The organism is Hyphomonas sediminis (assembly GCF_019679475.1).
Classification (GTDB): domain Bacteria; phylum Pseudomonadota; class Alphaproteobacteria; order Caulobacterales; family Hyphomonadaceae; genus Hyphomonas; species Hyphomonas sediminis.
In genome coordinates this window covers 543,757-568,388 of sequence record NZ_JAIEZP010000001.1, presented here as the reverse complement: position 1 = coordinate 568,388, position 24,632 = coordinate 543,757, and the positions used below count along the sequence as shown (strand labels likewise).

The 24,632-nt window shown below is 61.4% G+C and carries 20 protein-coding genes and 2 tRNA genes; 10 read left to right on the top strand and 12 right to left on the bottom strand.

Translation table 11 applies throughout. From position 1 onward, the window contains the following. Positions 1-13 precede the first annotated feature (13 nt). The 3 genes from K1X12_RS02760 to K1X12_RS02750 are packed head-to-tail and all read right to left on the bottom strand — an operon-like array spanning position 14 to position 5,752. Positions 14-3,151, bottom strand: a complete 3,138-nt coding sequence (locus K1X12_RS02760) for an efflux RND transporter permease subunit (RefSeq protein ID WP_220986109.1) — start codon at positions 3,149-3,151, stop codon at positions 14-16. Positions 3,152-3,155: 4 nt separating this feature from the next. After that, on the bottom strand, positions 3,156-4,304 hold the full coding sequence (locus tag K1X12_RS02755; RefSeq protein ID WP_220986108.1) for an efflux RND transporter periplasmic adaptor subunit: 1,149 nt from the start codon (positions 4,302-4,304) through the stop codon (positions 3,156-3,158). An 8-nt stretch (positions 4,305-4,312) separates the two neighbouring features. Next, positions 4,313-5,752 carry an efflux transporter outer membrane subunit gene (locus tag K1X12_RS02750; protein WP_220986107.1) on the bottom strand — a complete coding sequence of 480 codons (1,440 nt, stop codon included), beginning with the start codon at positions 5,750-5,752 and terminating at the stop codon, positions 4,313-4,315. Positions 5,753-6,032: 280 nt separating this feature from the next. Here K1X12_RS02750 and K1X12_RS02745 point away from each other — a divergent pair, with 280 nt between their 5' ends. Both K1X12_RS02745 and K1X12_RS02740 read left to right on the top strand, forming a co-directional pair. After that, complete coding sequence (locus K1X12_RS02745; RefSeq protein WP_225908043.1) at positions 6,033-7,883, top strand: potassium/proton antiporter; 1,851 nt, start codon at positions 6,033-6,035, stop codon at positions 7,881-7,883. Positions 7,884-8,117: 234 nt separating this feature from the next. Next, a complete protein-coding gene (locus K1X12_RS02740; protein ID WP_220986106.1) occupies positions 8,118-10,970 on the top strand; it encodes a TonB-dependent receptor in 2,853 nt (950 codons plus the stop codon). 118 nt (positions 10,971-11,088) lie between these two features. Here K1X12_RS02740 and K1X12_RS02735 read toward each other — a convergent pair whose 3' ends face one another. After that, the gene (locus K1X12_RS02735) at positions 11,089-11,958 is read right to left on the bottom strand and encodes a pirin family protein (RefSeq protein WP_220986105.1); all 870 of its coding nucleotides are present in this window, start codon (positions 11,956-11,958) and stop codon (positions 11,089-11,091) included. Positions 11,959-12,302: 344 nt separating this feature from the next. On the opposite strand from K1X12_RS02735, the gene K1X12_RS02730 reads away from it, so the two are divergent. Both K1X12_RS02730 and K1X12_RS02725 read left to right on the top strand, forming a co-directional pair. After that, complete coding sequence (locus tag K1X12_RS02730) at positions 12,303-12,551, top strand: ribbon-helix-helix domain-containing protein (protein WP_220986104.1); 249 nt, start codon at positions 12,303-12,305, stop codon at positions 12,549-12,551. A 6-nt stretch (positions 12,552-12,557) separates the two neighbouring features. Continuing rightward, positions 12,558-12,866 (top strand): type II toxin-antitoxin system RelE/ParE family toxin, encoded by a 309-nt coding sequence (locus K1X12_RS02725; RefSeq protein WP_220986103.1) that lies wholly within the window; start codon positions 12,558-12,560, stop codon positions 12,864-12,866. A 41-nt stretch (positions 12,867-12,907) separates the two neighbouring features. Here the strand turns inward: K1X12_RS02725 and K1X12_RS02720 are convergent. Further along, positions 12,908-12,984 (bottom strand) — tRNA-Arg (locus tag K1X12_RS02720). 137 nt (positions 12,985-13,121) lie between these two features. On the opposite strand from K1X12_RS02720, the gene K1X12_RS02715 reads away from it, so the two are divergent. Further along, positions 13,122-14,144, top strand: coding sequence for a TraB/GumN family protein (locus K1X12_RS02715; protein WP_220986102.1), 1,023 nt, complete (start codon positions 13,122-13,124; stop codon positions 14,142-14,144). A 32-nt stretch (positions 14,145-14,176) separates the two neighbouring features. Here the strand turns inward: K1X12_RS02715 and K1X12_RS02710 are convergent, their stop codons facing one another. The 3 genes from K1X12_RS02710 to K1X12_RS02700 all read right to left on the bottom strand — a co-directional run bounded on the left by K1X12_RS02710 (position 14,177) and on the right by K1X12_RS02700 (position 16,604). After that, complete coding sequence (locus K1X12_RS02710) at positions 14,177-14,989, bottom strand: inositol monophosphatase family protein (RefSeq protein WP_220986101.1); 813 nt, start codon at positions 14,987-14,989, stop codon at positions 14,177-14,179. Between the two features lie 32 nt (positions 14,990-15,021). Beyond that, positions 15,022-15,420, bottom strand: a complete 399-nt coding sequence (locus K1X12_RS02705) for a helix-turn-helix domain-containing protein (protein WP_220986100.1) — start codon at positions 15,418-15,420, stop codon at positions 15,022-15,024. Between the two features lie 281 nt (positions 15,421-15,701). Then, positions 15,702-16,604, bottom strand: a complete 903-nt coding sequence (locus K1X12_RS02700; RefSeq protein ID WP_225907848.1) for an N-formylglutamate amidohydrolase — start codon at positions 16,602-16,604, stop codon at positions 15,702-15,704. 152 nt (positions 16,605-16,756) lie between these two features. Here K1X12_RS02700 and cpdR point away from each other — a divergent pair, with 152 nt between their 5' ends. The 5 genes from cpdR (at position 16,757) to K1X12_RS02675 (ending at position 21,205) form a co-directional block, all read left to right on the top strand. After that, positions 16,757-17,116, top strand: coding sequence for a cell cycle two-component system response regulator CpdR (gene cpdR / locus K1X12_RS02695; protein ID WP_035600105.1), 360 nt, complete (start codon positions 16,757-16,759; stop codon positions 17,114-17,116). Positions 17,117-17,230: 114 nt separating this feature from the next. Beyond that, a tRNA-Val gene (locus K1X12_RS02690) sits at positions 17,231-17,305 on the top strand. A 186-nt stretch (positions 17,306-17,491) separates the two neighbouring features. Continuing rightward, the gene (locus K1X12_RS02685; RefSeq protein WP_220986099.1) at positions 17,492-18,691 is read left to right on the top strand and encodes a cell surface protein; all 1,200 of its coding nucleotides are present in this window, start codon (positions 17,492-17,494) and stop codon (positions 18,689-18,691) included. A 23-nt stretch (positions 18,692-18,714) separates the two neighbouring features. Beyond that, entirely contained in the window at positions 18,715-19,638 is a 924-nt protein-coding gene (locus tag K1X12_RS02680) for a DUF6384 family protein (RefSeq protein WP_220986098.1), read from the top strand. A gap of 4 nt (positions 19,639-19,642) precedes the next feature. Continuing rightward, positions 19,643-21,205 (top strand): coiled-coil domain-containing protein, encoded by a 1,563-nt coding sequence (locus K1X12_RS02675; RefSeq protein WP_220986097.1) that lies wholly within the window; start codon positions 19,643-19,645, stop codon positions 21,203-21,205. Positions 21,206-21,212: 7 nt separating this feature from the next. Here K1X12_RS02675 and K1X12_RS02670 read toward each other — a convergent pair whose 3' ends face one another. From K1X12_RS02670 to K1X12_RS02655, 4 genes are all read right to left on the bottom strand, one after another. Further along, positions 21,213-22,433: an acyl-CoA dehydrogenase family protein gene (locus K1X12_RS02670; RefSeq protein WP_220986096.1), complete on the bottom strand. Its 1,221-nt coding sequence runs from the start codon at positions 22,431-22,433 to the stop codon at positions 21,213-21,215. Then, complete coding sequence (locus K1X12_RS02665; RefSeq protein WP_220986095.1) at positions 22,430-23,353, bottom strand: oxygenase MpaB family protein; 924 nt, start codon at positions 23,351-23,353, stop codon at positions 22,430-22,432. The genes K1X12_RS02670 and K1X12_RS02665 overlap by 4 nt, the downstream gene beginning before the upstream one ends. A gap of 139 nt (positions 23,354-23,492) precedes the next feature. Next, a complete protein-coding gene (locus K1X12_RS02660) occupies positions 23,493-24,122 on the bottom strand; it encodes a MotE family protein (RefSeq protein ID WP_220986094.1) in 630 nt (209 codons plus the stop codon). 19 nt (positions 24,123-24,141) lie between these two features. Then, a complete protein-coding gene (locus K1X12_RS02655; RefSeq protein ID WP_220986093.1) occupies positions 24,142-24,630 on the bottom strand; it encodes a hypothetical protein in 489 nt (162 codons plus the stop codon). Between the last annotated feature and the right edge of the window lie 2 nt (positions 24,631-24,632).

Below are 24,632 nucleotides of genomic sequence, written 5' to 3'. Positions count from 1 at the left end.
CGGCCCCCTCAGATCATTCCGCAGGATGAGGCGCGGCGCTGCCTGTGCCAGCCTGGGCTTGTTCCTCTTCGAGCTTGCGGGCTACGTCTCCCGGCGAGCCTGTGCGGCGGGCAAGCAGGGTGTAGGCGGTCGGCACGACCAGCAGGGCGACCAGCATGGCGGCGACTGCGCCAAACAGGATAACCACGCCGATGGCGATGCGGGTTTCGGCCCCGGCGCCGCTGGTGACGATGAGAGGAACGGCGCCGACGGCGGTCGTCAGGCCAGTCATCAGGATGGGGCGCATCCGGGCAAGGGCGGCCTGCTTTAGGGCCGTGTCGAAATCCTTGCCCTCATCGCGCAGCTGGTTGGCGAACTCGACGATGAGAATGCCGTTCTTGGCCGCGATACCGATCAGCATGATGAGGCCGATCTGGGTGTAGATATTGAGCGTCTGACCGGTCAGCCAGAGGCCGAGCAGGCCACCAGCAAGAGTTGCCGGGACCGAAAGCATGATCACCATCGGGTGGATCCAGCTTTCGAACTGTGCGGCCAGAACGAGGAAGACGATCAGCAGGCCGACGCCGAAGACAAAGGTGATCGAGGCGCCGGCGGAGCGGAACTCCAGCGACTGGCCTTTATAGTCGATCGTGGCTTCGGTTGGCAGGACATCACGGGCGATGCGTTCCATACCGTCCAGCGCATCCCCAAGGGTGATACCGGGTTGGAGGTCTGCGTTGATGGTGATGGCGCGCACGCGGTTGTAGCGGTTGAGCGTCGGGCTGTCGGCATAGGGGACAAGCGTCACGATGCTCGAGAGCGGGATTAGCTCGCCCGACCGCGTGGAGCGGACATAGATGTTCTGCACATCGGTTGGCGTATTCTGGTCGGAACGGATGCCTTCCAGCAGCACGTCATACTCTTCGCCATTGTCGATATAGGTGGTGACGCGGCGCGAGCCGAGCATGGTTTCGAGTGTGGTGCCGATCTCGGTGACGGTGACGCCAAGGTCAGCGGCGCGCTCGTAATTGATCTGGATGCGGTATTGCGGCTGGGTTTCCTTGAAGTCCCAGTCGAGGTCAGTGATGCCCGGATTGTCTGCCTCGAGCGCCTCGACGAAAGCGTCGCGCCATTCCACCAGCTGTTCGTAAGATGGGCCGCCGATAACGAACTGGACGGGTTTTCCGCCGCCACCGGCGAGGCCCTGGCGCATCATGGCAAAGCCACGAATGCCGGGAAGGTCGGCCATCTTGCCATTGATCTCGGCGATAATTTCGTCTGCCGGGCGGCGGGCGCTCCAATCATTGAGAACGGCGACGACATTGGCCTGGTTATAACCGCCGCCCCAGCCGGGCGCGCGCAGCAGCAGGCGGCTGATTTCGCCGGTTTCGGTGTAGGGCAGGAGGCGGCGCTCGATCTCGTCCAGATAGCGCTCCATATACTCGAATGAGGCACCTTCCGGTCCGCGCACGGAGATAAAGAAGCTGCCCCTGTCTTCGCGCGGGGCATATTCGGTGCCGAGATCCTGGAAGATGAACCAGCTGGCACCCATGATGCCGAGCGTTGCAAGGGCCACGGCCAGGGGGCGGCGAACGAGCACGTCAAAGATGCGGGAATAGCCGGCGCGTACCTTGTCGATGGTGGAATCGATGCCCTGGATGAAGCCGGAGAGAGGACCGCTGCGCGACTCGCTGTGGGGCTTCAGGATTTTCGAAGCCAGCATGGGCGATAGCGTCAGGGCGATCAAACTCGAGAAACCGACGGCTGCCGCAATCGTCACGGCAAATTCCGTAAACAGACGGCCTGTATTGCCCTCCATTAACGTGATCGGGATGAACACGGCCATCAGGACGAGTGTGGTGGCAACTATGGCGAAGCCGACTTGGCGCGTGCCATTGAAAGCGGCAACCAGAGGGGATTCGCCTTCTTCCTGCATGCGCCGGTGAATGTTTTCCAACACCACGATGGCGTCATCGACGAGCAGGCCGATGGCGAGCACGAGCGCGAGCAGGGTAAGCAGGTTGAGCGTGAAACCGAGCGAGTAGAGCACGATAAAGGTCGCGATCACCGAGACCGGAACCGTGATGGCCGGAATGATGGTCGTGCGGAAGCTTCCGAGGAAGAGGAAGATGACCAGCGTGACAAGGCAGACGGCGATGGCGAGCGTCGACCAGACTTCCCGGATCGATGCTTCGATGAAGACGGAGCTGTCGAAGGAGAGATAGATCTGCATCCCGTCTGGCAGCGTCTTGTTCAGTTCTTCGGCGAGCGCCTTGGCGCCTTTGGCGACGTCGACGGTATTTGCCGTCGATTGTTTCACCATACCGAGGCCGACCATGGGTTCGCCATTGCCACGGAACATGGTGCGGTCTTCGGCGGTGCCGCGCTCGACACGGGCGACATCACCGAGACGCACGAGATACCCATCGCCCTGTGCGATCACGAGGCCGGCGAAGTCTTCAGCCGTGCGGAACGGGCGGTTGATGCGGAGGGTATAGTTGGTGGAACCGGATTCGAGACTACCGGCAGGCGCTTCAACGTTCTCGGCGCGCAGAGCGCGTTCGATGTCGCCTGCAGTAAGGCCGCGCGCAGCGAGCGCGCGCCGGTCGAGCCAGACGCGCATGGCATAGTCGCGCGCGCCGCCGATCTGGACACGGGCAACCCCATCAAGCGCGGAAAAGCGATCTATCAGGTTCCGGTTGGCATAGTCTGTCAGTTCGGGCGTTGAAAGGCTGGAGCTGGCAAGGTTGAGCCAGAGAATGACATCATCGTCCGCATCTGCTTTTTCGACTTCGGGGGGATCGGCCTCGGGCGGCATCCGGTCGGCCACGCTGGCCACACGGTCGCGCACATCATTGGCCGCTGACTCGATATCCCGGTCGATCCGGAATTCGATGGAGATATTGGATCGTCCGTCGGAAGAACGCGAATTGATGAAACGAACGCCTTCGACGCCGGCGATCCGATCTTCGATAAGCTGAGTGATCCGTGTCTCGACAACCGAAGCGGACGCGCCCGGATAGTTGGTGCTGATCGAGACGACCGGCGGATCGATATCCGGAAACTCACGCAGAGGCAGGCGCGAGAAGGCGACCAGGCCGAAGACGATGAGGATGAGAGAAATAACCGACGCAAATACGGGCCGCTTGACCGACACATCCGACAGAAGCATCGGCTTATCTCCCGTTCACGACGGGACCGCCGGCAGCAGAGCTGCTTGCCTTGGTAGAGCCAGGCTGGAGGATCGCCTTGTCTTCAATCTTGACCACGGCGCCTTCGCGCAGTCGCATCGTGCCTTCGGAAATGATCAGTTGGCCAGGCTCAAGCCCGGAGACAACTTCCACGCGGCCTTCATGGCGCAGGCCCGGCTCGATCTTCACACGGCGGGCGACGGGAGCGGCGCCGCTGGTGTCGGCCACCCAGACAAAGGTCTCAGGACCACGCGGCTGGAGCGCCACTTCCGGGATGGCCAGCGCGCGGCGCGGCTCGGCCATCAGATTGACGGACATATACATGCCTGAGGTGAGGATGCCGGCCGGATTAGGCACCTTGGCGCGGACGCGTACCGAGCGGGTGACCGGATCGATGGCGTTGTCGATGGAGTCGACTGTGCCGGTGAAGGTCTGGCCGGGAAGATCGCTGGTTGATGCCTGGATTTCGAGACCCGGACGCAGCACACGAAGATATGTAGACGGAACGGCAAACTCGAGGCGCATGACGCTGTCATCAATCAGGGTGGCCACGACATCACCGGGGCGGACGAGCGAGCCGACGCTGACACGGCGGAAGCCGAGAACACCATCAAACGGAGCGATCAGGACACGGTCGTTCTGGCGCGACTGGACAGCGCGCAACTGGGCAGCTGCGGTGTTGACATTGCGGCGAGCGACATCGAGTTCAGAGGCCGAAACGGCGCCTTGCTCGGCAAGCGGTTGGATGCGGGTCAGATCGATATTGGCCTGAGCGAGATCTGCTTCAGCGGACTCGACCAGCGCTACCTGCTCACGCTGGGCGAGGGAAAGCAGCGTCTTGCCTTTCTTCACGCGGTCGCCGTCTTCAAAGAAGATGGCTGTGACCCGGTCGGTCGCCGTCAGTGTGAGGTCTGCGCGCTCATTCGGTTCCAGCGTGCCGATGGCTTCGACGCGGCTCGAGAAGGTCTGCTCCCGGATGGGTTCGACAAACACGCTGCTTGGCGGCGGGCCGCCAGCCTGACCGCCCGCGCCGCCGGTGCGCTGCTGGGTGAGGGCAGGGGTGGCCACAAGGGCGGCGACCAGGAGGGCAGCGCCAGCGGCTTTCAGGATGGTCGGTCGGCTCAGCTTCAACATGGGATTTCCTATTCCGCCCGGTAGGCGGCGAGTTCTTCGTCGGTCCATATCCCGCCCAGACTTCTGTAGGCGCGGACGGCGGCTCGGGCCGTATCGGCCCTGTTTACCGCAAGGCGGTCTTCCGCGTCGAGCAGCGAGCGCTGCGCGTCGAGGACGTTGAGGTAGCTATCAAGGCCTTCCTGATATCTGAGGCGGGCCAGATCGAGCGCTCTGCGCGCAGAGGCAAGGGCTGCTTCGAGATCAGCGGTGCGGCGCTGTTCGGAGGAGAGGCCCGTCAGCGCCGTTTCGGCATCTGCCAGAGCATCAAGAACCGTAGCCTCGTAATTGGCAAGCACCTGGCCCGTGCGGGCGTCAGTAATGTCGATATTTGCGTAAACGCCGCGCAGGTCCGGGCCGGCCCAGCTGATGGCGGGGCCGAAATCGAAACCGATGCTCTCGTCGCTGAGCGCAACGCCAGTGTTGCGCACGAGACCCAGCAGGCTGGCGTTCAGCGTAATGCGCGGGAAGAGGTCTGCCCGAGCCGCGTCGCCAAGCGCGAGCGCGGCGCCGACCCGGGCTTCGGCCACGCGGATATCCGGGCGCCGGCGTAGCAGGTCTTCCGGAGAGCCAGCGGCCAGCGGGGCATTTAGCGCAGGAATGATACCGGGGCCTGACGAAACAAGCGCCATGAGGCTGTCCGGATTGGTCGCCGGCGCGGCAGTCAGGGCCGCCAGGCGACTAAGGGCGGCTTCGCGGGCGGCCTCGTACACCGGTTGGTTGGCGAGGGTCGTGCGATACTGGGCTTCTGCCTGATCAAGATCGAGCTGAGTCGCGCGGCCATTATCGAACAGGGTGCGGATGAGGGCGAGGCCTTCGGACTGGCTCTGCGCATTGCCGCGGCTGACTTCGAGGCGCGTCTCGGCTGTGCGCAGGTCAATATAGGCAAGGGCAGTTTCCGAGGCGAGCGAGACAGCCACATCGCGGCGAAGTTCGCGGGCAGCGGACACGTCGTAACGGGCGGCTTCAACCTGGGAGGCGATACGGCCGAATGCGTCGAGTTCCCAACTGGCGGCGAGCGTGCCAGTGGCGCTGGCGGTCAGGGTATCGGCGTTCGCCCCAGTCGGGCGGGCGACTGTTGCGCCGGCGCGGCTGCTGGCGGTGGGGCTTGTGCCCAGCAGGGCAAGGCGAAGTGAGGCCTCAGCGCCTGCGACGGAGAAATCGGCGCCTTTGAGAAGAGGGGAGGCATCGAGCGATGTGCGGACGAGTTCGGCCAGAAGGGGATCATCAAAGCCGGTCCACCATTCGCTGGAAACAGGGCCGGGATTGGTGACGGCTCGGAAAGCGTCCCCGGACGCATGCGGGGGCTCAGCTTTGGGCGCAGGTGGCACAGAGGCGCAGCCCGCCAGAACAAACGCGATCACCGCTGCGCCGCTCAGGCACGCGTACCGGGTAAATGCTTTTTCAGCCATGTGTTTCCGAACTAGACCAAGAACCTTACCGATCAAGGCAATGCCAGGCACATTGCAGTTAACCGGTCGCGCGATTGCTTAAACGAATGACGCTGAAGATTCCGTCTCTCTTGTTCTCACGTTTCCGTGATCTTTTTGCACAGACGGAAAATAAAAGTTCCGATAGGGCTCAGGAAATGACTTTGGCGCTCTAGCGCAACAGAGCTCTCGTCCCTAGTTTCAGATTTCGCTTAGAAAATTCGGTCCCGGCGGTAGCGTCGGGGAATAGGAGGCCCGGACGCTGTTTGATGCTGTCAACATCGCTATTCTGATCGGTGCGGCACTGGTCTCCCTTGCCGCCCTGACGAGCCTTGTATCGCAGCGTTTTGGCGCCCCCTTGCTTCTCGTTTTCCTGGGCATTGGCCTGCTGGCGGGCGAAGACGGCCTTCTGGGCATCAATTTTGACAGTGGGTATGCCGCCTATTTTATCGGCTCGCTGGCGCTTGCCATCATTTTGTTTGACAGCGGATTTGAAACATCGTTTCGCAGCTATCGCGTGGCCGCCGCGCCGGCGCTAAGCTTGGCGACGGTGGGCGTTCTTCTGACAGCGGGACTGACGGGAGTTGCCGCGCACTTCCTGTTCGGGGCCGGATGGCTTGAAGCGTTCCTGCTTGGCTCGATCATCGCGTCGACGGACGCGGCGGCTGTGTTCTTCCTCCTGAGGGCAGGGGGCATACGCCTGCGCGAGCGCGTGGGCGCGACGCTGGAGATCGAATCCGGGGCCAACGACCCGATGGCGATCTTCCTCACCATCCTGCTGATCGAGCTGATCGCGGCGGGGGCCAGCACCGACTCCCTGTTTGGGCTCCACATCTTCCTGAGCTTCATTCAACAGATGGGTCTGGGCGTCATCTTCGGCATCGCGGGCGGGTTCGGTATATCCTGGTTGCTCAACAAGCTGGTGAACCTCGATCCGGGGCTCTATCCGATTTCGGGCCTTGCGGCCGCGCTGGTGGTGTTTGCGGTCTGTGCGCTGTTTGGCGGTAGCGGCTTCCTGGCGGCCTATGTTGCCGGTGTGGTGGCGGGCAATCGCAAGGTGCGGTTTGCGCACCGGTTGCGCCGGTTCCAGGTGGGCATGACCTGGTTGGCGCAGATCGGGATGTTCCTTGCGCTTGGCCTGCTGGCGACGCCGTCCGAGTTCGGCCGCATATTGATCCCGGCGCTAGTGCTGTCGGCAGTGCTGATCTTTGTGGCCCGGCCACTGGCTGTCTGGCTTTGCCTCATCCCGTTCGGGTTCAAGTCGCGGGAGACGCTGTTCACGAGTTGGGTGGGTCTGCGCGGCGCTGTGTCGATCCTGCTGGCGATCCTGCCGGGCCTGTCCGGCATCGAGAATGGCAGCTTCTATTTCAACGTCGTGTTCGTGATGGTGCTCGTCTCTCTGCTGGTGCAGGGCTGGACGCTGCAACCGGCCGCCAAGGCGCTCAACATGAGCCTGCCGACCGAGCAGGGGCTGGTCGACCGGGTGGAGTTGGAGCTGCGCGGTGGCGCGGAGATGGAACTGGTCGGCTACAAGATCCATCCCGACAGCGCGATTGCGAAGGGCGAGCGTGTGCCGCGCTGGGCGCGTCCGGCGATGGTGATCCGCGACGGGCTGTCTTATTCAATCCATACGATCGGGCCGCTTCAGGCCAATGATCAGGTCTACCTTTTCTCGTCGTTGCGCCGGGTGCGTCTGCTTGACCAGATCTATGCCGGTCCCTCGGATGAGACTGTCACGGAATCCGATATCCAGTTTCGGATGAAAGGTTCCACACGGATGACCGACCTCATCAAGCAGTATGGCCTTGATGATGTGGAAGGTCATGAAGGGCTGACAGCGGGCCAGTTCCTCGATCAGGCCTTCGATGGAAATCCGGTGATCGGAGACAGGGTATCGATCGGGGACGTGGAGTTGGTTGTCTGCGCGCTGGACGAAGCGGGTGATGTGAGCACAGTCGGCATCGTGATCGGTGAGGAAGACCCCGGCACGGGCGCGCTGATAGCGGACATGTTGAGCCAGGCCTGGAAGAAGTTGAACGCGCTGCGACCGGGCAGGCGTAATTCGGTAGACACCGATACAGAAAGAGCCAGAAATGTTGGCGAGAGCCCATAAGGGGAGATCGGCGCGGCGCCACAAAGTAACCAACGTGCCGGGAACAGGCCGGATGCTGTCATTTAATTCACCGAAACACGACGAACGACATACAAAATACCGTATAATCCGTGCTTTCCGGGTCACGCTGGCTGGGGCGCGTGATCCCCGCAACAATAACTACGCAAAACTGTCGCAAGTCTGAGATAATCGACTGTTACCCGCCGCTTCGAATTAAAGCGGAAGGGCTGTCCCATGTTCGATTCTACTTTCCTTGGCCGGGGTCTGACCGCCCGGTTGCTCGCATCCAGTATTCTGGCAACTGCCATCGCCGTTCCTGCCGCAATGGCCGGCACGGTGACGGGCGAAGTCGCTGACTCCAGCGGCACGCGGTCGCTTCGCGGCGCAGAAGTGACGCTTGTGGAGCTCAATCAGAGTGCTGAGGTTGGTCAGGATGGCTCCTACCGCTTCGTTAACGTGCCGGCTGGCACCTACACGCTGCGCGTTCGTTATCCGGGTGCAGAGGAACAGACCCGCGTGATCACGCTCGTTGACAACGCTGCGACGGTTGAATCCTTTGCGCTTGCGCCACGCGGCGCGCAGGGCGATACGGCCGTCATGGACACGGTGCTTGTGATCGGTCAGCAAGCGAACCTGCTCAACGCTCTGGCCCGTCAGCGCGCATCCGATACGGTCGATACCGTTCTCAGCCGCGATGCTATTGGTCAGTTCCCGGACCAGAACGTGGCAGAAGCCCTGCGCCGCGCGCCTGGCTTGAATGTTCTGAACGACCAGGGCGAAGGCCGCTTCGTCTCGGTGCGCGGTCTTGACCCGAACCTCAACTCCGCCTCGATCAACGGCAACCGCGTCCTGGCAACCGGCGGTGACGAGCGCGCTGTGGCCCTGGACGTAATCCCGTCGGAACTCATCGAGTCGATCGAGATCAAGAAATCCCTTACCCCGGACATGGATGCTGACACCATCGGTGGCTCGATCGAGATCAACACGACCTCTGCTTTCGACCGGAAGAAAGATCTCTTCTCGATGTCGTTTGAGGGGTCCTACAACGATCTCAACGGCAAGACTTCGCCGAAAGGCTCCATCGACTTCATCAAGCTGATTGGGGATCGAGTGGGTCTATCGGGCGGCTTTAGCTACTACGACCGCCAATTCTCCACCGACAATATCGAGATGGATGGCTGGCAGGACGATGGCTACGCCGAAGACCTCGAATACCGCGACTATGATGTCCGCCGCGAGCGCTACGGCTTCACGCTGGGCGCCGATTTCCGCGCAACCGAGAACACCAATCTCTATGTTCGCGGCCTCTATTCCAAATTCGACGACACTGAACTGCGCCGCCGCTTGGTTTTCGGTTTTGACGAGCCGACTTCGATCGATGGCAACTCGGCATCGTTCGACTCTGCGGACGGCCGCATCCAGGTTCGCCGCGACCTCAAGGACCGCCGCGAAATCCAGACCATCCGCACCGTGTCGGCTGGCGGTGAAACCGTCAGCGGTCCGTGGACGGTGAACTATGACATCGCTTATTCGGAAGCAGACCAGACCGAAGATGGCTCGCTTGATCCGATGCGCTTCCAGGCCCGCTTCCAGACGCCGGGCGCGCTCGGTGTGACGGTTGACTATTCCGACATGGACAAGCCTGCCTTTAACATCGACTTCGGCGAGGCCGCATTCAACGACCCGTCCAATTACGGATTTACGCTCCTTGAGCGGACGACCAGGGAGCGTGCCAAGGACAAGGAAACCTCCGTCAAGTTTGACGTGGCCCGTGAGTTTGCGCTTTCCAACGGTACGCTGGAAGTGAAGTCCGGCGCCAAGCTGCGCCAGCGCGACAAGACGCTCGCCTTCCAGTACGATATCTATGACGACTATGATGGCGATTTTACGCTGGCCGATGTCGCCGGTTCGCCTTCCTATGGTTTGGCAGATCTGGGCGTTGTTCCGGCGCTCGATCGTGCGCGTGCCTTCATCGCGGTCAACGGTCTCGGCGCCTTCGAGCTGAATGAACTCGACACCGCATTTGCTTCGACAGTAGAGGGATATGAAGCAGACGAGCAGATCCTGGCCGGCTACCTGATGGGCAAGTACCAGTCGGGTCCGCTCCGGGTGATCGGCGGCGTGCGCGTTGAGAAGACCGAGCTGAACGCAAACGGCAACCGTGCAGAGCTGGTTGAAGAGGGCGCAATCGTTGACGGCCTGCCGCTCGACGAAGACACCCTGTTCGTGACGCCTGTCTCGATCAGCAAGGACTACACGGATGTACTCCCCAGCCTGAACATTCGTTACGATGTGAGCGACAAGATTGTCGCCCGCTTCGGCGCGTTCCAGTCGATCGTCCGTCCGAGCTTCGGCAAGATGGCCCCCCGCTTCATCATCGAAGAGAATGATGACAATGAGCGCACGGGCGAATTCGGAAATCCGGATCTTGATCCCTATCGCGCCACCAACTTTGACGCGACGCTGGAGTATTACTTCTCTCCGGAAGCCGTGATCCAGGGCGGCGTCTTCTACAAGAAGATCGACGACTTCATCGTGGACGCGGAATTCCTCAGCGGCGAGTTCAACGGCATCGCCTATGACGAAGCGACCATCCCGATCAACGGCGACACAGCCGAGGTTCGCGGGTTTGAGTTCTCTTACGCACAAGCCTTCACGATGCTTCCGGCACCGTTCGACGGCCTGGTGACGAACCTGAACTACACCTACACCGACGCTGAAGGTGACGTTTTGACGGAAGACGGCTCTCGCTCCATTCCGCTGCCGACCTCTGCCGAGCACACCTACAACATAGTCCTGGGCTATGAGAAAGGTCCGATCAGCCTGCGTCTTTCGGGCGCTGGCCGGTCTTCCTATCTCGATGAGCTTGGCAGCGATCCGGAAGCGGATCGTTACGTGAAGCCGCACTTCCAGGTGGACGCTTCGGCGAAGTATCGCATCAATCAGAACTTCCAGCTGTTCGCGGAAATGGTGAACATCAACGATGCGACCTACACCGCTTACCAGAAGCGTCCGGAAGGCGACCGCCTTCTGCAGTATGAAGAGTATGGTTGGACGGCGAAGTTCGGCTTCAAGGCCAACTTCTAGTAAACCCGGAGGCCCTGGCAGAAAGCCGGGGCCTTTCCTTTTCAGGCAGGCATTCGCAGAATCGCCAGGAGATGAAACGGCCCCCGGAGATGATCCGGGGGCCGCTGTTTTTCTGCCGTCAGGCGGGCAGGCGTTCGAACCGGCCCGAATTGAAGTCGTCAATGGCCTGGCGGATTTCCGTCTCGGTATTCATGACGAAGGGACCGTGGCCGACAATCGGTTCGTTCAGAGGCTCGCCTGTGAGGACGAGTAGGGTGGTGTCGCCATCGGCATGGATAGTGACATCAGTGCCCTCCCGGCTGAGAAGTAGGACTTCAGCTTCGCCGACCTGCTCGGTGCCATTGACCGTGAGATGGCCGCCCAGGACGACCAGCATCGTGGTGTGGCCTTCCGGCAAGGGAAGGGTGAAGTCAGCGTCCCGTTCCAGCCGCACATCCCAGACGTTCACGGGAGTGAACGTTCTGGCCGGGCCGCTCGCGCCATAGAGGTCACCGGCGATGATCCGGGCCTCGCCTTTATGGCCAGGCAGGTCAACCACCGGGATCTGCGAGGACAGAATACCCTGATAGCCGGCAGGTGCCATCTTGTCCTTGGACGGAAGGTTCACCCAAAGCTGCACCATCTTGAAGGGGCCGCCCGTCTTCGCAAAGGAAGAGGAGTGGTATTCTTCGTGAATGATGCCACCTGCGGCGGTCATCCATTGTACGTCTCCCGGGCCGATCGTGCCGCCATTGCCGGCGGAGTCCCGGTGGGAGACTTCCCCGTCATAGACGATAGTCACGGTTTCAAACCCGCGATGGGGATGCTGGCCAACGCCCCGGCGATGCTCGGTCGGTTCGAACACGTGTGGGCCACCATAGTCGAGCAGGAGGAACGGGCTCGCGTGCTGTCCCAGGGAATGGTAGGAAAACAGCGAGCGAACGGGGAAGCCGTCGCCGACCCAATGTCCCTGATTGTTGCCAAAGCGGCCGAGAACTTTCTTGTTCATGTGCTGCCTCCTTTCCTGTTGGCATGCTGATAGCCCGTCATCCTTGACGAGTGACAGAAAAATAGGGGGCGTGGCTGACCATAAAAGGTAAGCGTTTCCTCCAGGCAGTGCATAACTGTTTTCCCGCGCGCGGGGTTGTGGTGGTCGATGCCGGAGGAATGGCCTGCATTTGAAGGGGGGCAACGTGCTGGCGGTCGCGGGAGAATGGCGCACCGGGGAGGGTGAAGACGAGAACTCTTTCCGGATTGTGATTGATCGAAGTTTCGAGAAAAGGCGTAGAGCTGGAAGTCGATTGTATGAATAGTTCATACATGTTATTGATGTGTCCTGAAGGAGTGCTTCCCATGATGCGCAAGACCATCTCCATGCCCGACAAGATGGCGATCTGGATCACGGCGCGAATTGAGCGTGGCCAGTTCAACAATGAGAGCGAATATTTCCGCGATCTCGTGCGCCGTGATCAGGAGGAGGAAGCACGCAAGGCCTACCTGCTTTCCCGTCTTGAAGCGGGGGCAGAGCAGCTTGGCGACGGCGCCTATACAGACCTGAACTCGGATGAAGATATCGACCGGATTTTCGCTGCCGAAGGCTGATCTTGGATGACGACGCTCCGCATTACGGAAGATGCCCAGCGCGATCTGACAGATATTCGGACCTACACTCGCCGCGAGTTCGGAGCGCGACAGGCTTCGCTCTATATGGGCCACCTCAAGGAAGGCTTCAAAGCGCTACGCGCCAATCCGGACATTGGGTTTCCTATCGATCATCTGAAGCCGGGCTATCGCTGCTTCCGCGTCCAGCGGCATGCCATCTTCTACATGCTGATTGAGGGTATAATCGCCGTTGTCGCCATCCTGCACGAAAGCCAACTTCCCACGCGCCACCTCGATCAAAGGTCCGGCGACTGAATTTGGGGAATTGTGAGTTGGCGGCTCGCTCATTTGGCGAATGGCGCACCCAAGAGGATTTGAACCTCTGACCTTTGCCTTCGGAGGGCAACGCTCTATCCAGCTGAGCTATGGGTGCAGGCCGAGCCGGTGTTTATGCGAAGCTGGGGAGCGGCGCAACCGCGTTTGCCTGCGCCATGGCATGGACGGCGGCGGGCGGGGGCCTTAGGTGTTTTGGTGTAACCTGTTCATCTGACCTGAAAGGCCGCTTCCTTCATGCAAACAGCTTTCTTGCGAACCGCTCTTGTCTGTTGCGCTGGCGCCCTGCTTTCTGCCTGTGGCGGCGCAGAGGTTGCCGAGACGCCGGCAGCGCCAGCCACGCAGGTTGTCGCTGAAGCATGTAGTGCGGAAAGCCGAGCAGACGCCCGGGCCCGGCGCCCGGCGCTGGAAGAGGCCGCGTTGGCCGCCGCCCAGGAGAGCCGGGGCGCCGGGGCGCCAGCACTTTGGAAGATGTCGGATGAGGACACGGTGGTCTACCTGTTCGGAACGGTCCATCTGTTGCGGCCGGATATGCAGTGGCAGACACCGGTGATCGAAGCGGCGATTGCGAGCGCCGATACCGTGGTTTTCGAGGCCGATGTGTCGAGCCCTGAGGCCCAGCGGGAGCTGATGAAGTTCTATACCGGGCAGGGCTTTTTTGCGGATGGCACGCAGTTGACCAGCCTGCTTTCCGGCACCGAGACCGAGGAGCTGACCGAGGCCTTGCAACTGGTAGACCTGCCGGTGGAGGCACTTCAGCCCTACAAGCCCTGGATGGCGGCGATCAACATCTCTGTAAAGCAGATGATCGATGAGGGTTTTGACCCGGAAGCCGGCGTTGAAAAGGTTATCGAGCGCGCTGCCCTGGAGCACGGCGCGAGCTTTGCGTTCCTTGAAACGGTGGACGACCAGCTTGGCGGCCTCGCGGGGCTTGGCAATTGCGAGCAGATCGATTTCCTGATGGCGACTGTGGATGGTCTTGAAGACGGCACCGCCGCGCTAGACTTGCTCGTCGATGAATGGGCAGACGGCGATGTGAACGGATTGGGCGCGCTGATGTCCAATCCCGAAATGCTCGGATCCCAACCGATCTATGATGCTATGATGACCGACCGGAACGCGCGCTGGGTTCCGAAGATCGAGGTCATGCTGGAATCTCCGGGAACGGTCCTCGTTGCTGTGGGCGCGGGCCACCTTGCTGGGGAGGGCAGTGTTATCGAGATGCTTCGCGAGAAGGGCCACGTGGTAGAAGGGCCTTGAGGCACCGATAGGATACTCGGGCAGCTTTCGGGTCAGTCAGCCGCCCGGCGCAGCGCGAGGAGCGCCTGTTCCAGAATGCCTTCGCTGGCTGCGCAGACGATCTGACCGCTTAGAGCCGGGGCTTCGCCGCGCCAGTTGGTGGCAAGGCCACCCGCGCCGCGAACCACCGGGATCAGCGCCGCCACATCCCAGGCCTTGAGGCAGGACTCGGCGACGAGATCCAGCGTCCCTCCGGCAAGGCGGGCATAGGCGTAGGCATCCAGGCCATACCGCGTGATGCGGGCCGCCGAGCGCAGATGGTTCCAGGCGCCTTGTTCAGGCGGCGTAAGAATGAACGGGTCGGTGGTGGAGATGGTTGCGGTGCGCAGGTCCGGATTTCCGGAGACGCAGATGGGGGATGACCCTGCCGGCGTCTCCAGCACCGATCCATCCGGCCCGCCAATATAGCGCTCGCCCAGTACAGGCTGATCAATGACGCCCATGACTGGGTGGCCGTCGGGGTCCACCAGCGCAATCAGAGTGGTCCAAACGGGCAGGCCGGCCACGAAAGCGCGCGTGCCGTCGATCGGATCGAAATACCAGCGCCAGCCGCTGGCTGAGTCGGTGTCAGGGAATTCTTCGCCGGTTACGCCGTCATTCGGGCGCTCGGCAGCGATAATCGCGCGCATCGCCAGTTCGGCGGCACGGTCTGCTTCGGTAACAGGATCGAAGCCGGCGTTTCCGTTTCCAGATTTATGGTCGATCTCCGCAAGATTGCGGAAATGCGGACGGATCGCGCTCCATGCGGCGTCAGCGAGCCGGCGGGCGAGCGCGATATCGGAAGCGAAGTCTCGTTGGGAGGTCATGGGCGAGGCGATGCCCCGCCCGTGACATCAGGTCAAGCAGCGCCGGTGCTGGAGGTGTCTTGCTCGAGGGCCTTCGCCAGTTCGAGCAGACGGCGGCGCGGGCGCTCGCCGAGGCGGTAATATGCGCGCACGAGTTCCAGGGTTTCTTTCTGGGAGAGGATGTCGCCTTCCATATGTTCGGCGTCATTCGCTGCATTCGGCATCGTGCTCTGGGAGACCATGCCGTCGAAGAAATACTGGACCGAGACGTTCATGGCTTTCGCCAGATCGTAGAGGCGCGAGGCGGTGATGCGGTTGGCGCCGCATTCATATTTCTGGATTTGCTGGAAGCGGACGCCTACCTGGGACGCCAGTTCCTGCTGTGTCATGCCAAGCAGCCGGCGGCGGCGGCGAAGCCGTTTGCCAACATGCAGATCAGTTTCGTCAGCCATGATCCTCTCCCTTCTGGTGCGGGACCGCCTATCAGTCCCAAAACAGGATAATCGCGCGGTTTCTACGCAATTGCCGTGCCGGGCCGGGGAAACTGCCTCAAATTCAGGCACTCGCGAGGCGGGGGCGGGGAAGAGGTGAATAGGTTGTTGGTCAATTGTGCGTCGCAACATAGGTTGAACTTGCACTTCGGTGCAGACGCCTCTGGCGTTTCCTCCCTTTGACTTCGGCCGCGCCCACTGGCGCGGCCTTTTTTCTTTCAAGTTAGAAAAACATGGGACTGTTATCTTGGGATGAGGTGTCCGATAGCGTCGATCATCTCCTGGATTACCGCATCCATGACCGGGCGGAGTTGGGAAAACCCGCTGGTGCGAGTGATCATCTGCTCATCCATATACAAGCCGCGATTGATTTCGATCTGAAGGGCGTGAAGGCCACGACGAGGACGGCCATACCGGCGGGTCGTGTATCCCCCCGCATACGGCGCATTGCGTGCTACCGTCAGGCCGTGATTGCGGAAAACCCGCTCCAACCTGTTCATCAGCCGGGGATCGCAGCTCGATCCGAACCGATCTCCGAGCACAATATCCGTGAGGTTTCGGCGACCCGGCTGGACCGAGGGCATGGAATGGCAATCAATCAGCAGCGCTCGACCATGAGCGGCGCGCAGCGTTTCCAGCATGGCGGCAAGCTGGCCGTGATAAATATCATGAACGCCGGCGAGGCGCTGTTCGCCCTCTTCCCGGGAGAGGAGGCGGGCATAGATCGCCTCTCCCTTGGCGCCGACCTTTGGCAGGCAGCCGAGACCGGCCTCAACTCTGGGGGTCGGCAAGGCGCAGGCGCGCGGAGGGCCGTCATGGAACATGGTGGGGTCGAGTTCATGCGGGTCGCGGTTGAGGTCGACCACGGAACGGCCATAGCGGGCCGACAGTAGCGATGCGCCATGGGTCGGCGCGCTGGCGAATAGCTCGTCGACAAAGGCATCTTCTGTCCGGCGCACGTCCATCAGCGGCACGCACAGCGCCGAGACCATCTGATCGGGATAAAGGCTGCCTGAATGCGGGCTGGCAAAGACGATGGGAGCAAGGTCGCTGTCAGGCGCTGCCAGAACGAACGGCGCACTTAGAGATTCAGGCCCGGAGGGCCTGTCTTCATGAATCGTTAGGAAGGGCGACGTATCCGGCATCTGCGCAATGGTTTGACAATCGTTCGCAAGGTCAAGGGCTTTTCAGCGCCTGCGTATTGGCGTGAGCCTTGCAAGCCTCAGTGTTCACCGCCGATTTACCATCGGTGGTGTTAATGTGTTAATTACATGAGTCGCATCACAGGGGACCCTGCGTGACCAAGATCCTGCTTGCAGAAGACGATGATTCGATGCGCACATTCCTGGCCTCGGCGTTGCGCCGGGCGGGACATGATGTGCAGGACTATGCAGACGGCGAGACCGCCCTGCAGGCGCTTGAGCGCGAAGTATTCGACCTACTCCTGACCGACATTGTGATGCCGGGTCTCGATGGGATCGAATTGGCGCGCCGCGGCGCCGAACTCGATCCGGCCATGAAGATTGTTTTCATCACGGGCTTCGCGGCTGTCGCCCTGTCGTCGGGCTCCCCGACTCCTGCTGGCGCCAAGGTGCTGTCCAAGCCGTTCCACCTTCGCGAAATCGTCGAAGAAGTGGACAAGGTGATGGCCGCCTGAGGCCTTGCGCGGCGATCATCTGTAGATCACGCACAAAGGCCGCTTGACGCGCCAGCGCGGATTGTCCATTACGCCTCTTCTTCCGGCACGGGCCATCAGGCTGCGGTGACGAGAGGGCGGTTAGCTCAGCGGTAGAGCACTACGTTGACATCGTAGGGGTCACAAGTTCGAACCTTGTACCGCCCACCATTCTTTCTCCCCTTTGATTTGTTGAATCTGCCAGGCGCTTGCAGCCGTTTCCGGCTGTTCCAATAGGGGCCTTTGATGGCATTTCAATATTCGAAATTTGCCGTTTTTCGATAAATTCCCCTTGCGTGCAGACCTTGCTTTGATACCTTTTGCTCTGGTCCGCGTCCTCGCGGTTGCAAGGGAGACATGAGCAAAATGGCCCAGACGGCGAGCCCTTCGGCACTTCAGTATCTCGACAAGGCGATGGGCGGGCTGAAACAGCTCGGCCTTGTTCCCGATGAGGGAAAGAACTCGGCAGCGCCGATTGTTGCCCTGCTTGAGCAGATCGCTGATCTCGAACCGGAGAAGGTGGCCGCCATCGCGCGCACGCTCGATCAGGCGAGCCTGTTCAACGATGTGGTGCGCGAGCAGGTGTCCGGCATCACGGTTGGCGAGCGCTACGAAGGCGTGACGACCGCGTTCAATACGATCCGCGACGACGCAAAATCCCTCGTCGACCAGTATGCCGATGGCAAGATTTCCACGATGGAGCGCGTCTCCAATGTTTGGATGAAGATGACGCGCGGCGACATCGCCAGCCGTTTCGGCAAGATCAAGGATCTTTACCTCGAGGTGCAGGACGAGACCGCCAACCAGATCGACCGTGAAAGGAAGATCCTGGAAGCGTATCTAGATTTCCGCGGCGCGATGAAGCAATCCGAAGTGCTGGCGCTGGAAGTGCTCAAGACGGCTGAGGGCGAGTTGGAAGCCGCCCGGCTGAAAGTTGGCGAAGCAGTTACAACTGTTGCTGGGTATTCCGGAGAAGATCCCGCCGAGCGTGCGCGGTTGGAGCTTGCGCGCGACGAACAGCTCCGCCTGCTGCAGGCTGAAGAGAAGCGCTACCAGGTTTCCAAGGATCTCTCCGACAACATTACTATCGGTTACAACACGTCCGAAGTGATCATGGCGCGCCTCGTTCAGACGACGAGCGCCAAGGAGCGTGTCTACGCCCAGTCCGTGAGTTTCTTCTCGACCAATGAAGTGGTGCTGACGGCGCTGACCGCGAGCTTCACCGGCATGCATGGCCTGCATGAGAGCACGCAGACGCTGGAAGCCATGAAGAAGGGCGTGAACCAGAGCCTTGAAGTGCTGGCCGAGATTGGCGGGCAGATCCAGGAAGCCGCCGTCAAGGCGGGTTATGGGCCGACGGTCTCTGCGGCATCTGTGAAAATGCTGGTCGACAGCGTCGTTTCCTATCAGGAGCGTACACAGACGATCATCGCCGAGATGCGGGTTCTTGCGACAGAGAACTCAAAAGAAATCCGGGAAGCGGTGGAAGATGGCAAGCGCCGCCTGACGAAGCTGGTTGAGGAGGGCGCGGCCCTCGCGCTGCTTCCCAAGCCGTGAACCAGCGCGCTGCGCCTCCTGCCGTGGACAAGAGCAAGCTGGACGATGTTCTTCTTGCGATGGACGTGGTCGACACGCTGCGGCATCGGGAACAGCTCGTCCTGAGCGAGCTTGATGCCGGCGCGCGGGAGGAAGCCCTGCTCGTCCGGCTGAAGGAAATTTATGCCGCCCAAGGCATAGATGTTCCTGAGCACATCCTGAAGGAGGGCGTAAAGGCGCTTGAGGAGCGACGGTTTCAGTATGAACCGCCCAAGCCGTCTCTGTCTGTCAGCCTGGCGAAACTCTATATCTCTCGCAGCCGCTGGATGGCGCCGTTGGTGCTCGCGGTCATCGCGCTCGGTTCGCTGGGAACGGCATGGCATTTCGGCGTCGCCGTTCCGGCCCGGCAGGCCGAGCAGGCAGCCCGGATCGAACTCAGCGAAACCCTGCCTGAAGAAATCGACCGGCTGCACCGGGTTGTCGCCGAAACCGCTTTGGAAGAGGAGGTAACTCTCAAGGCGAATGCCCTCAAGGCTGAGGGGCAGGGCGCGATAGCGGCCGGCGACGCAAAGAGTGCGCGCGCAGCCCGCGATGGGCTGGCCGAGCTCCAGGGAGACCTGCTCCGGGTGTATGAGGTTCGTATCGTGTATGGGCCGAACGAAGCGCGATCGGGTGTCTTCCGGATTCCGGATGATGTGCCCGGCGCGCGAAATTATTATCTGATTGTGGAAGCGGTTGATCCCAATGGCCGGCTTGTAGATGTTCCCATCACGAGCGAGGAAGACCGGCGCACCGCGCGGGTAACCCGTTGGGGGCAGCGCGTGACGGAGGCAGAGTTTCGCGCGGTCGCAGAAGACAAGGGCGACGACCAGATCATCCAGAACGCCGTGATCGGACGAAAACTGGCAGGTTATCTGTCGCCGGCATATTCGGTCGAAACACCCGGCGGCGCGATCCTGGAGTGGTGAGGGCATGAGCAACTCATTCAACGGACGCGAAGCGCTGGCGCAGATTGACACTCTGGTTGCTCGCGCTCGTCAGTCATTGAGCGACGCTTTGGTTGCTGCTGATAGCGCCGAGGCGCGCCGGGTTGGGATTCAGCGTGAGCAGGCCGCCGCCTATGCCCAGCTAGCCGATCTGCGGCTTGGGCTGATGCAGGCGAACACGGAGAAGAATTCGTTCGGCGCGCTCGAGGCTTCGGCGCAGGCGATTGCTGAGCGCCATGCCGCCTTCGTGGAAACTGAGCGCAAGGCGCTTGAAGCGGCCGCTGCAGACGTTCAGGCAAAGGAGGAGGCGCGCGCGCAGCTTGCCGCAGAGCATGATGCTGCCGTCGCGGCCTTTGAAGCCAAAGTCGCCGAAGCTGAGGTGCGGCTGAAGCAGAGCAACGAGTACGCTGTGCTTACAGGGGCTGCCGAAGAGGCGCGTGCAATGACATTGCGGGCGGCGCAGAAGCTGGAAATCGCGCTCGCAGACCGGGACGAGAAGGGCAAACCTTACCGGCAGGACGCGCTGTTCAGCTATCTGTGGGAGCGGAAATTCCGATCGCCGGAATACAAGGCAGCGCCGTTTATCCGCATGCTGGATGGCTGGGTGGCGAAGCTCTGCCGGTATGACCAGGCGTTCCTGAACTATCAGCGCCTGACTGAGCTGCCCCAGCGTATCGCTGAGCACGCGGCCTATATGGAGCGGCTGGCGGATGAGGCGGAAGCAAAGCTTGTGGAAGCAGAAGCGCGCGCGATGGCACATGCGGGCACGCAGGTGCTGCAGGCGGAAGCCGACAGGATCAAGACAGAGATTGCCGCATGCGACGTCGAAATAGCGCTGGCCGAAACACGCCATCGGGAAACGGCCGAACGGCACGAAGCTGCGCTTCGCCGGGAGACGGGACCAGCAGTCGAGGCGCGCCAGCAACTGGAAACGGAGCTACGAAAGGCGAGTTTTCCTGACCTCAGGTTGCTTGCGGCGGAAACGGTCGAACTCGATGATGACCGGATAGTCGATACGCTCGTCCGGCTACGGTCGGAGGAGATGTCGCTGGAGCTGGAGGCTGGCAGAATAGCTGCAAGACCAGCGGTAATGCGGGATGAGTTGGGGCAGGTGGAGGCACTGCGGCGGCAGTTCAAGCAGGCGCGGTTTGACAGTCCCTATGCGATTGTATCGCGGGCGGCATTTGATGAGATGATTGCCGATCTGATGCGAGGCAAGACTGATGTCCGTGGGGCGTTGCAGCGGCTCAGCCGGTCCGTGCGGCGGGCAGAGGCGCCGGCCGAAGCGCACCCGGATTTTGGGGGACAGGGACGCAGCCAGACCATCGGTCTTCCCGATGTGCTGGGCGGCGTGATCGGCGGCGTACTGGGCGAAGTGCTGGAGGAAGTGATGCGCGAGACCACGCGGGGAGGGGGTGGATACGGATCCGGCCCGATCTTCCCCGGACCGCCGAAGCGGACCTCCCGGCCATCGCGCAGCGGCGGGCGATCCTTCCCATCCGGTGGAGGAAAGCGCGGCGGCGGATTCAAGACGGGCGGCGGCTTCTGAAGGTTCTTCAGAGGCCGAGTTGTCCCTTGGAAAGGATCCCGCGCTGGATCTCGTTTGAGCCGGCATAGATCGATCCGGCCCTGTCATTCAGGTACTTCGAAGAGACCGTCAGGGCACTTTCCGGGCCCACATAGTGTACTTTTGAGGACAAACCGTGACTTTTTGAGGCGGGAACGGGCCCTCCGGGGGACAAATGCTGCGGCTGGAAGGGCGCGGCATAGACGCCGGCGAGTTCGAGGGACAGCTCGGTCAGGTGCTGGCTGAGTTCGGTTCCCCGGATTTTCATCATCGAGGCTTTGAGGCCCGGCGTGCCCCCGCTGGCGAGGACAGACATCTGCTGAAGCTCGGCGGCCTCAAGGGCGAGAATTTCGGCTTCGGCCAGGGAAAGCTTGCGGGCGAATCCGGCGTCAAGGAGGCCTTCCTCGCCAGCGGCCTGGCGGAGGGCGCGGACGCGCGCGAGCAGGCGCGGGCCATAGGAGGAACCGCCCCGCTCAAACTCCAGCAGGTATTTGGCGACGGTCCAGCCATCATTGACCCGGCCGATGACGTTGGCCTTTGGCACACGCACATCCGAGAAGAAGACAGCGTTCTGGATATGCTCGCCTGAGAGCATGATGATCGGATCGACGGTAACACCGGGCTGGTCCATGTCGATCAGGAGGAAGGTGATGCCCTGTTGTGGCTTGCCGGTGGCATCGGTCCGTACAAGGCAGAACATCTTATTGGCTTCATTGGCATGAGTGGTCCAGATCTTGGAGCCATTGCAGATGAAGTCGTCACCCTCTTCGACCGCCGACATGGTGAGGGCGGCAAGATCTGAGCCGGCATGGGGCTCCGAGTATCCCTGACACCAGAAATCCTCGCCCGAGAGAATGCGGGGAAGGTAGTAATCCTTCTGCGCCTGCGAGCCATGGCCGATGAGGGCGGGGCCGCACATGCCGATGCCCATTGGCGAGAGCGGCGGGGCGCCGGCGCGGGCCATTTCAACATCGAAGATATAGCGCTGGGCGACGGTCCAGTCCGTGCCGCCATATTCGACCGGCCAGGAGGGCGCGGCCCAGCCCTGCTTCACGAGGATCGCCTGCCAGGCCATGCCGATTTCGCGGGTGGCGTAGACGCTGGTCATGCGCTTTGCATAGGCGTGCAGCTCCGGGGTCAGACAATCTGCGAGAAAATCGCGGACTTCTTCGCGGAAAGCCTCTTCGGCGCGGGTGAAGGCGAGGTTCATGCCGTTGCCTTCTGCAGCGCGCCGCGGCTGCGGGCATCTTCCAGCAGGCGTTTGCGTTCTGCCGGGGATTTCCAGAGGAAAGAGCGGGGCAGGCCAAGACGCTCGCTTGCCTGCGCAGCCGGGCCGTTGAGATCGGGTGTGCGCTCCGCCATCCTGGCCATCGCTTTGACCGTGAGGTGGCCAATCGGGGAGAGGTTATATTCCGCGCCAAGACCAAGGCGCTCGCGCACTGGCGCCGGGAGAATATCCACGGCGGCATGAACCAGCGCGCTTTGCAGGCCTTTGGGCACGTTGGGCGCCGCGCGGCCCGAACGCATGATGTCCAGAAACTCGGTATTGATGGGGTGAGGCTCAAACCGTGGCAGGAGCTGCGCCATCATGACGTTGAAATCTGCGACGGATTTCAGGGGTGTCTGCACGCCATAAAGACGCGTGACGGGTTCTGAGGCGATGAAATAGCTGTTGAACTCGTCTTCCGTCAGTTTCCGGACGAAGCGGTGATAGGCGGTGATGAAACCGTATCCGGCAGTCGCGCTGACCCAATCGAGAAGTTCCGGATCGAGCGCACGGTAGGCTTCCCCGTTTGGGGTCTCGCCATTGACGCGGGCGTGCATATTGTTGACGCCCTGAATGACGCGCCGGGCGGCGCTGGCGGGGCCATAGGTGCCGACCATGGCGGCAGTGCCTGTGCGCTTGGAACGTCCGATGGGGTCCGTCTTGAAAACCGAATGATCCCAGACGCCGGAGCGAATGCGCGCATCGGCAAATTCCAGCAGCACGGCGCAGATGCCGCCGATGGCGAGGGCAACGGGATTCTTGAAGACCTGCCAGTTGACCGAGTCTGGCGCGATCAGGGCAGATTCGCCGGGCGGGGTCGTGTAATCCACCTTCCAGCCGAGATAGGTCTGAAGCTCGCTCATAGTGTCCTCCCAGAGGTCATCCGACGCAAATGCAGAACTTCCACCCGCGACAGCGGGCGGCAACTTGCTGGACAGTATCACGAGCCCTCGCGGGACTGACCTGTCATTCCTGATAGGGAGGAAGGGCGTGGACGCTGCGTCAGTTCGCCGGAGGCGGCAGATTGCGCACGTCGTCATTCATCGAGGCGAGCTTGACGCTGACGAGATAGGCTTTCTGGGATTCCATATTGGCAAGGATCAGGCCGGCCTGATCGGACGCCATCAGGCGAAGGAAACCGGCGGCAAAGCCGGCATCCATCTGATTGAAGATCTGTGCGGCCTGGTCGGCCTTCATGGCGCTATACATGCGCGCCAGATGATCGAGATCCTTGTCGGAGCTGGCCTGCATTTCCTGCCAGCGCGATTCGAGCGTCGCCTGCAGGACTTTCAGCTCGGCGGTCTGTTCCTTGAGCTGATTTTCCCAGACCTGAAGTTCAAGCTGTTTCTGCGTCAGTTCCTGCCGCTCGGATTCGAACAGCCACTGGTCTTCCTGAACAAGGGAGGCGCTTTCCGAAGAGAAGCAGACTTCCTTGAGCTGGCTCGGCACCTGGCTCGCGGTGGCGGTATCGGCTTTCGGAACTTCGCTTTTTGCCGCTGCTTCGGCGCTGTCATGCTTGTCTGCCGCCGGTGTCTGCTCCGCAAAGGCGATGGCATCGGGCAGGAAGCGCGTCGCGCCCCCGATCGTGAACAGCACGCCGAGGGTGAGGAGAACATTTGAACGATTGCTCATGGCGGTACTCATTGCGGGGTCAGGCCGATTTAACGCGGGTAAGGGGGGCAGTGATGTCAGGTTCGCCAGCTTCGGACATGGCGCGCATCTGACGCATCAGGGTGGTCATCTCGACAATGCGCGCCCGCGACTGGTCGAGGACATCGCGCATCATCACATTCAGCTCCGTCTGGGCGGTATGGACCTGATTGGTCATGCTCGTTTGCGAGCTTTCCATGGTCATGATCGTGTCTTCCAGGCGCTTGCACATCTTTTCGCCGTCGCCGATCAGCTGAGCGAGGCGGGTCGCCATGGTTTCGACGCGCGTGCGCGTGTCATGGGTTGCCTGAGACATGGCAGAGACTGAGTTCGTCATCGCCGTGATCGTGGCGCCAAGCCCGTCTTTCGTATCCTGCAGCGCCTTGAGGCGCCGGGAGAGGACGATGCAGTAGATGCAGGCCGCAAACGACACGAGGAAGATCGCAACGTCTGTGGGCTGGATTGCGGAAAGGGTGCTCGAGATATCCATGG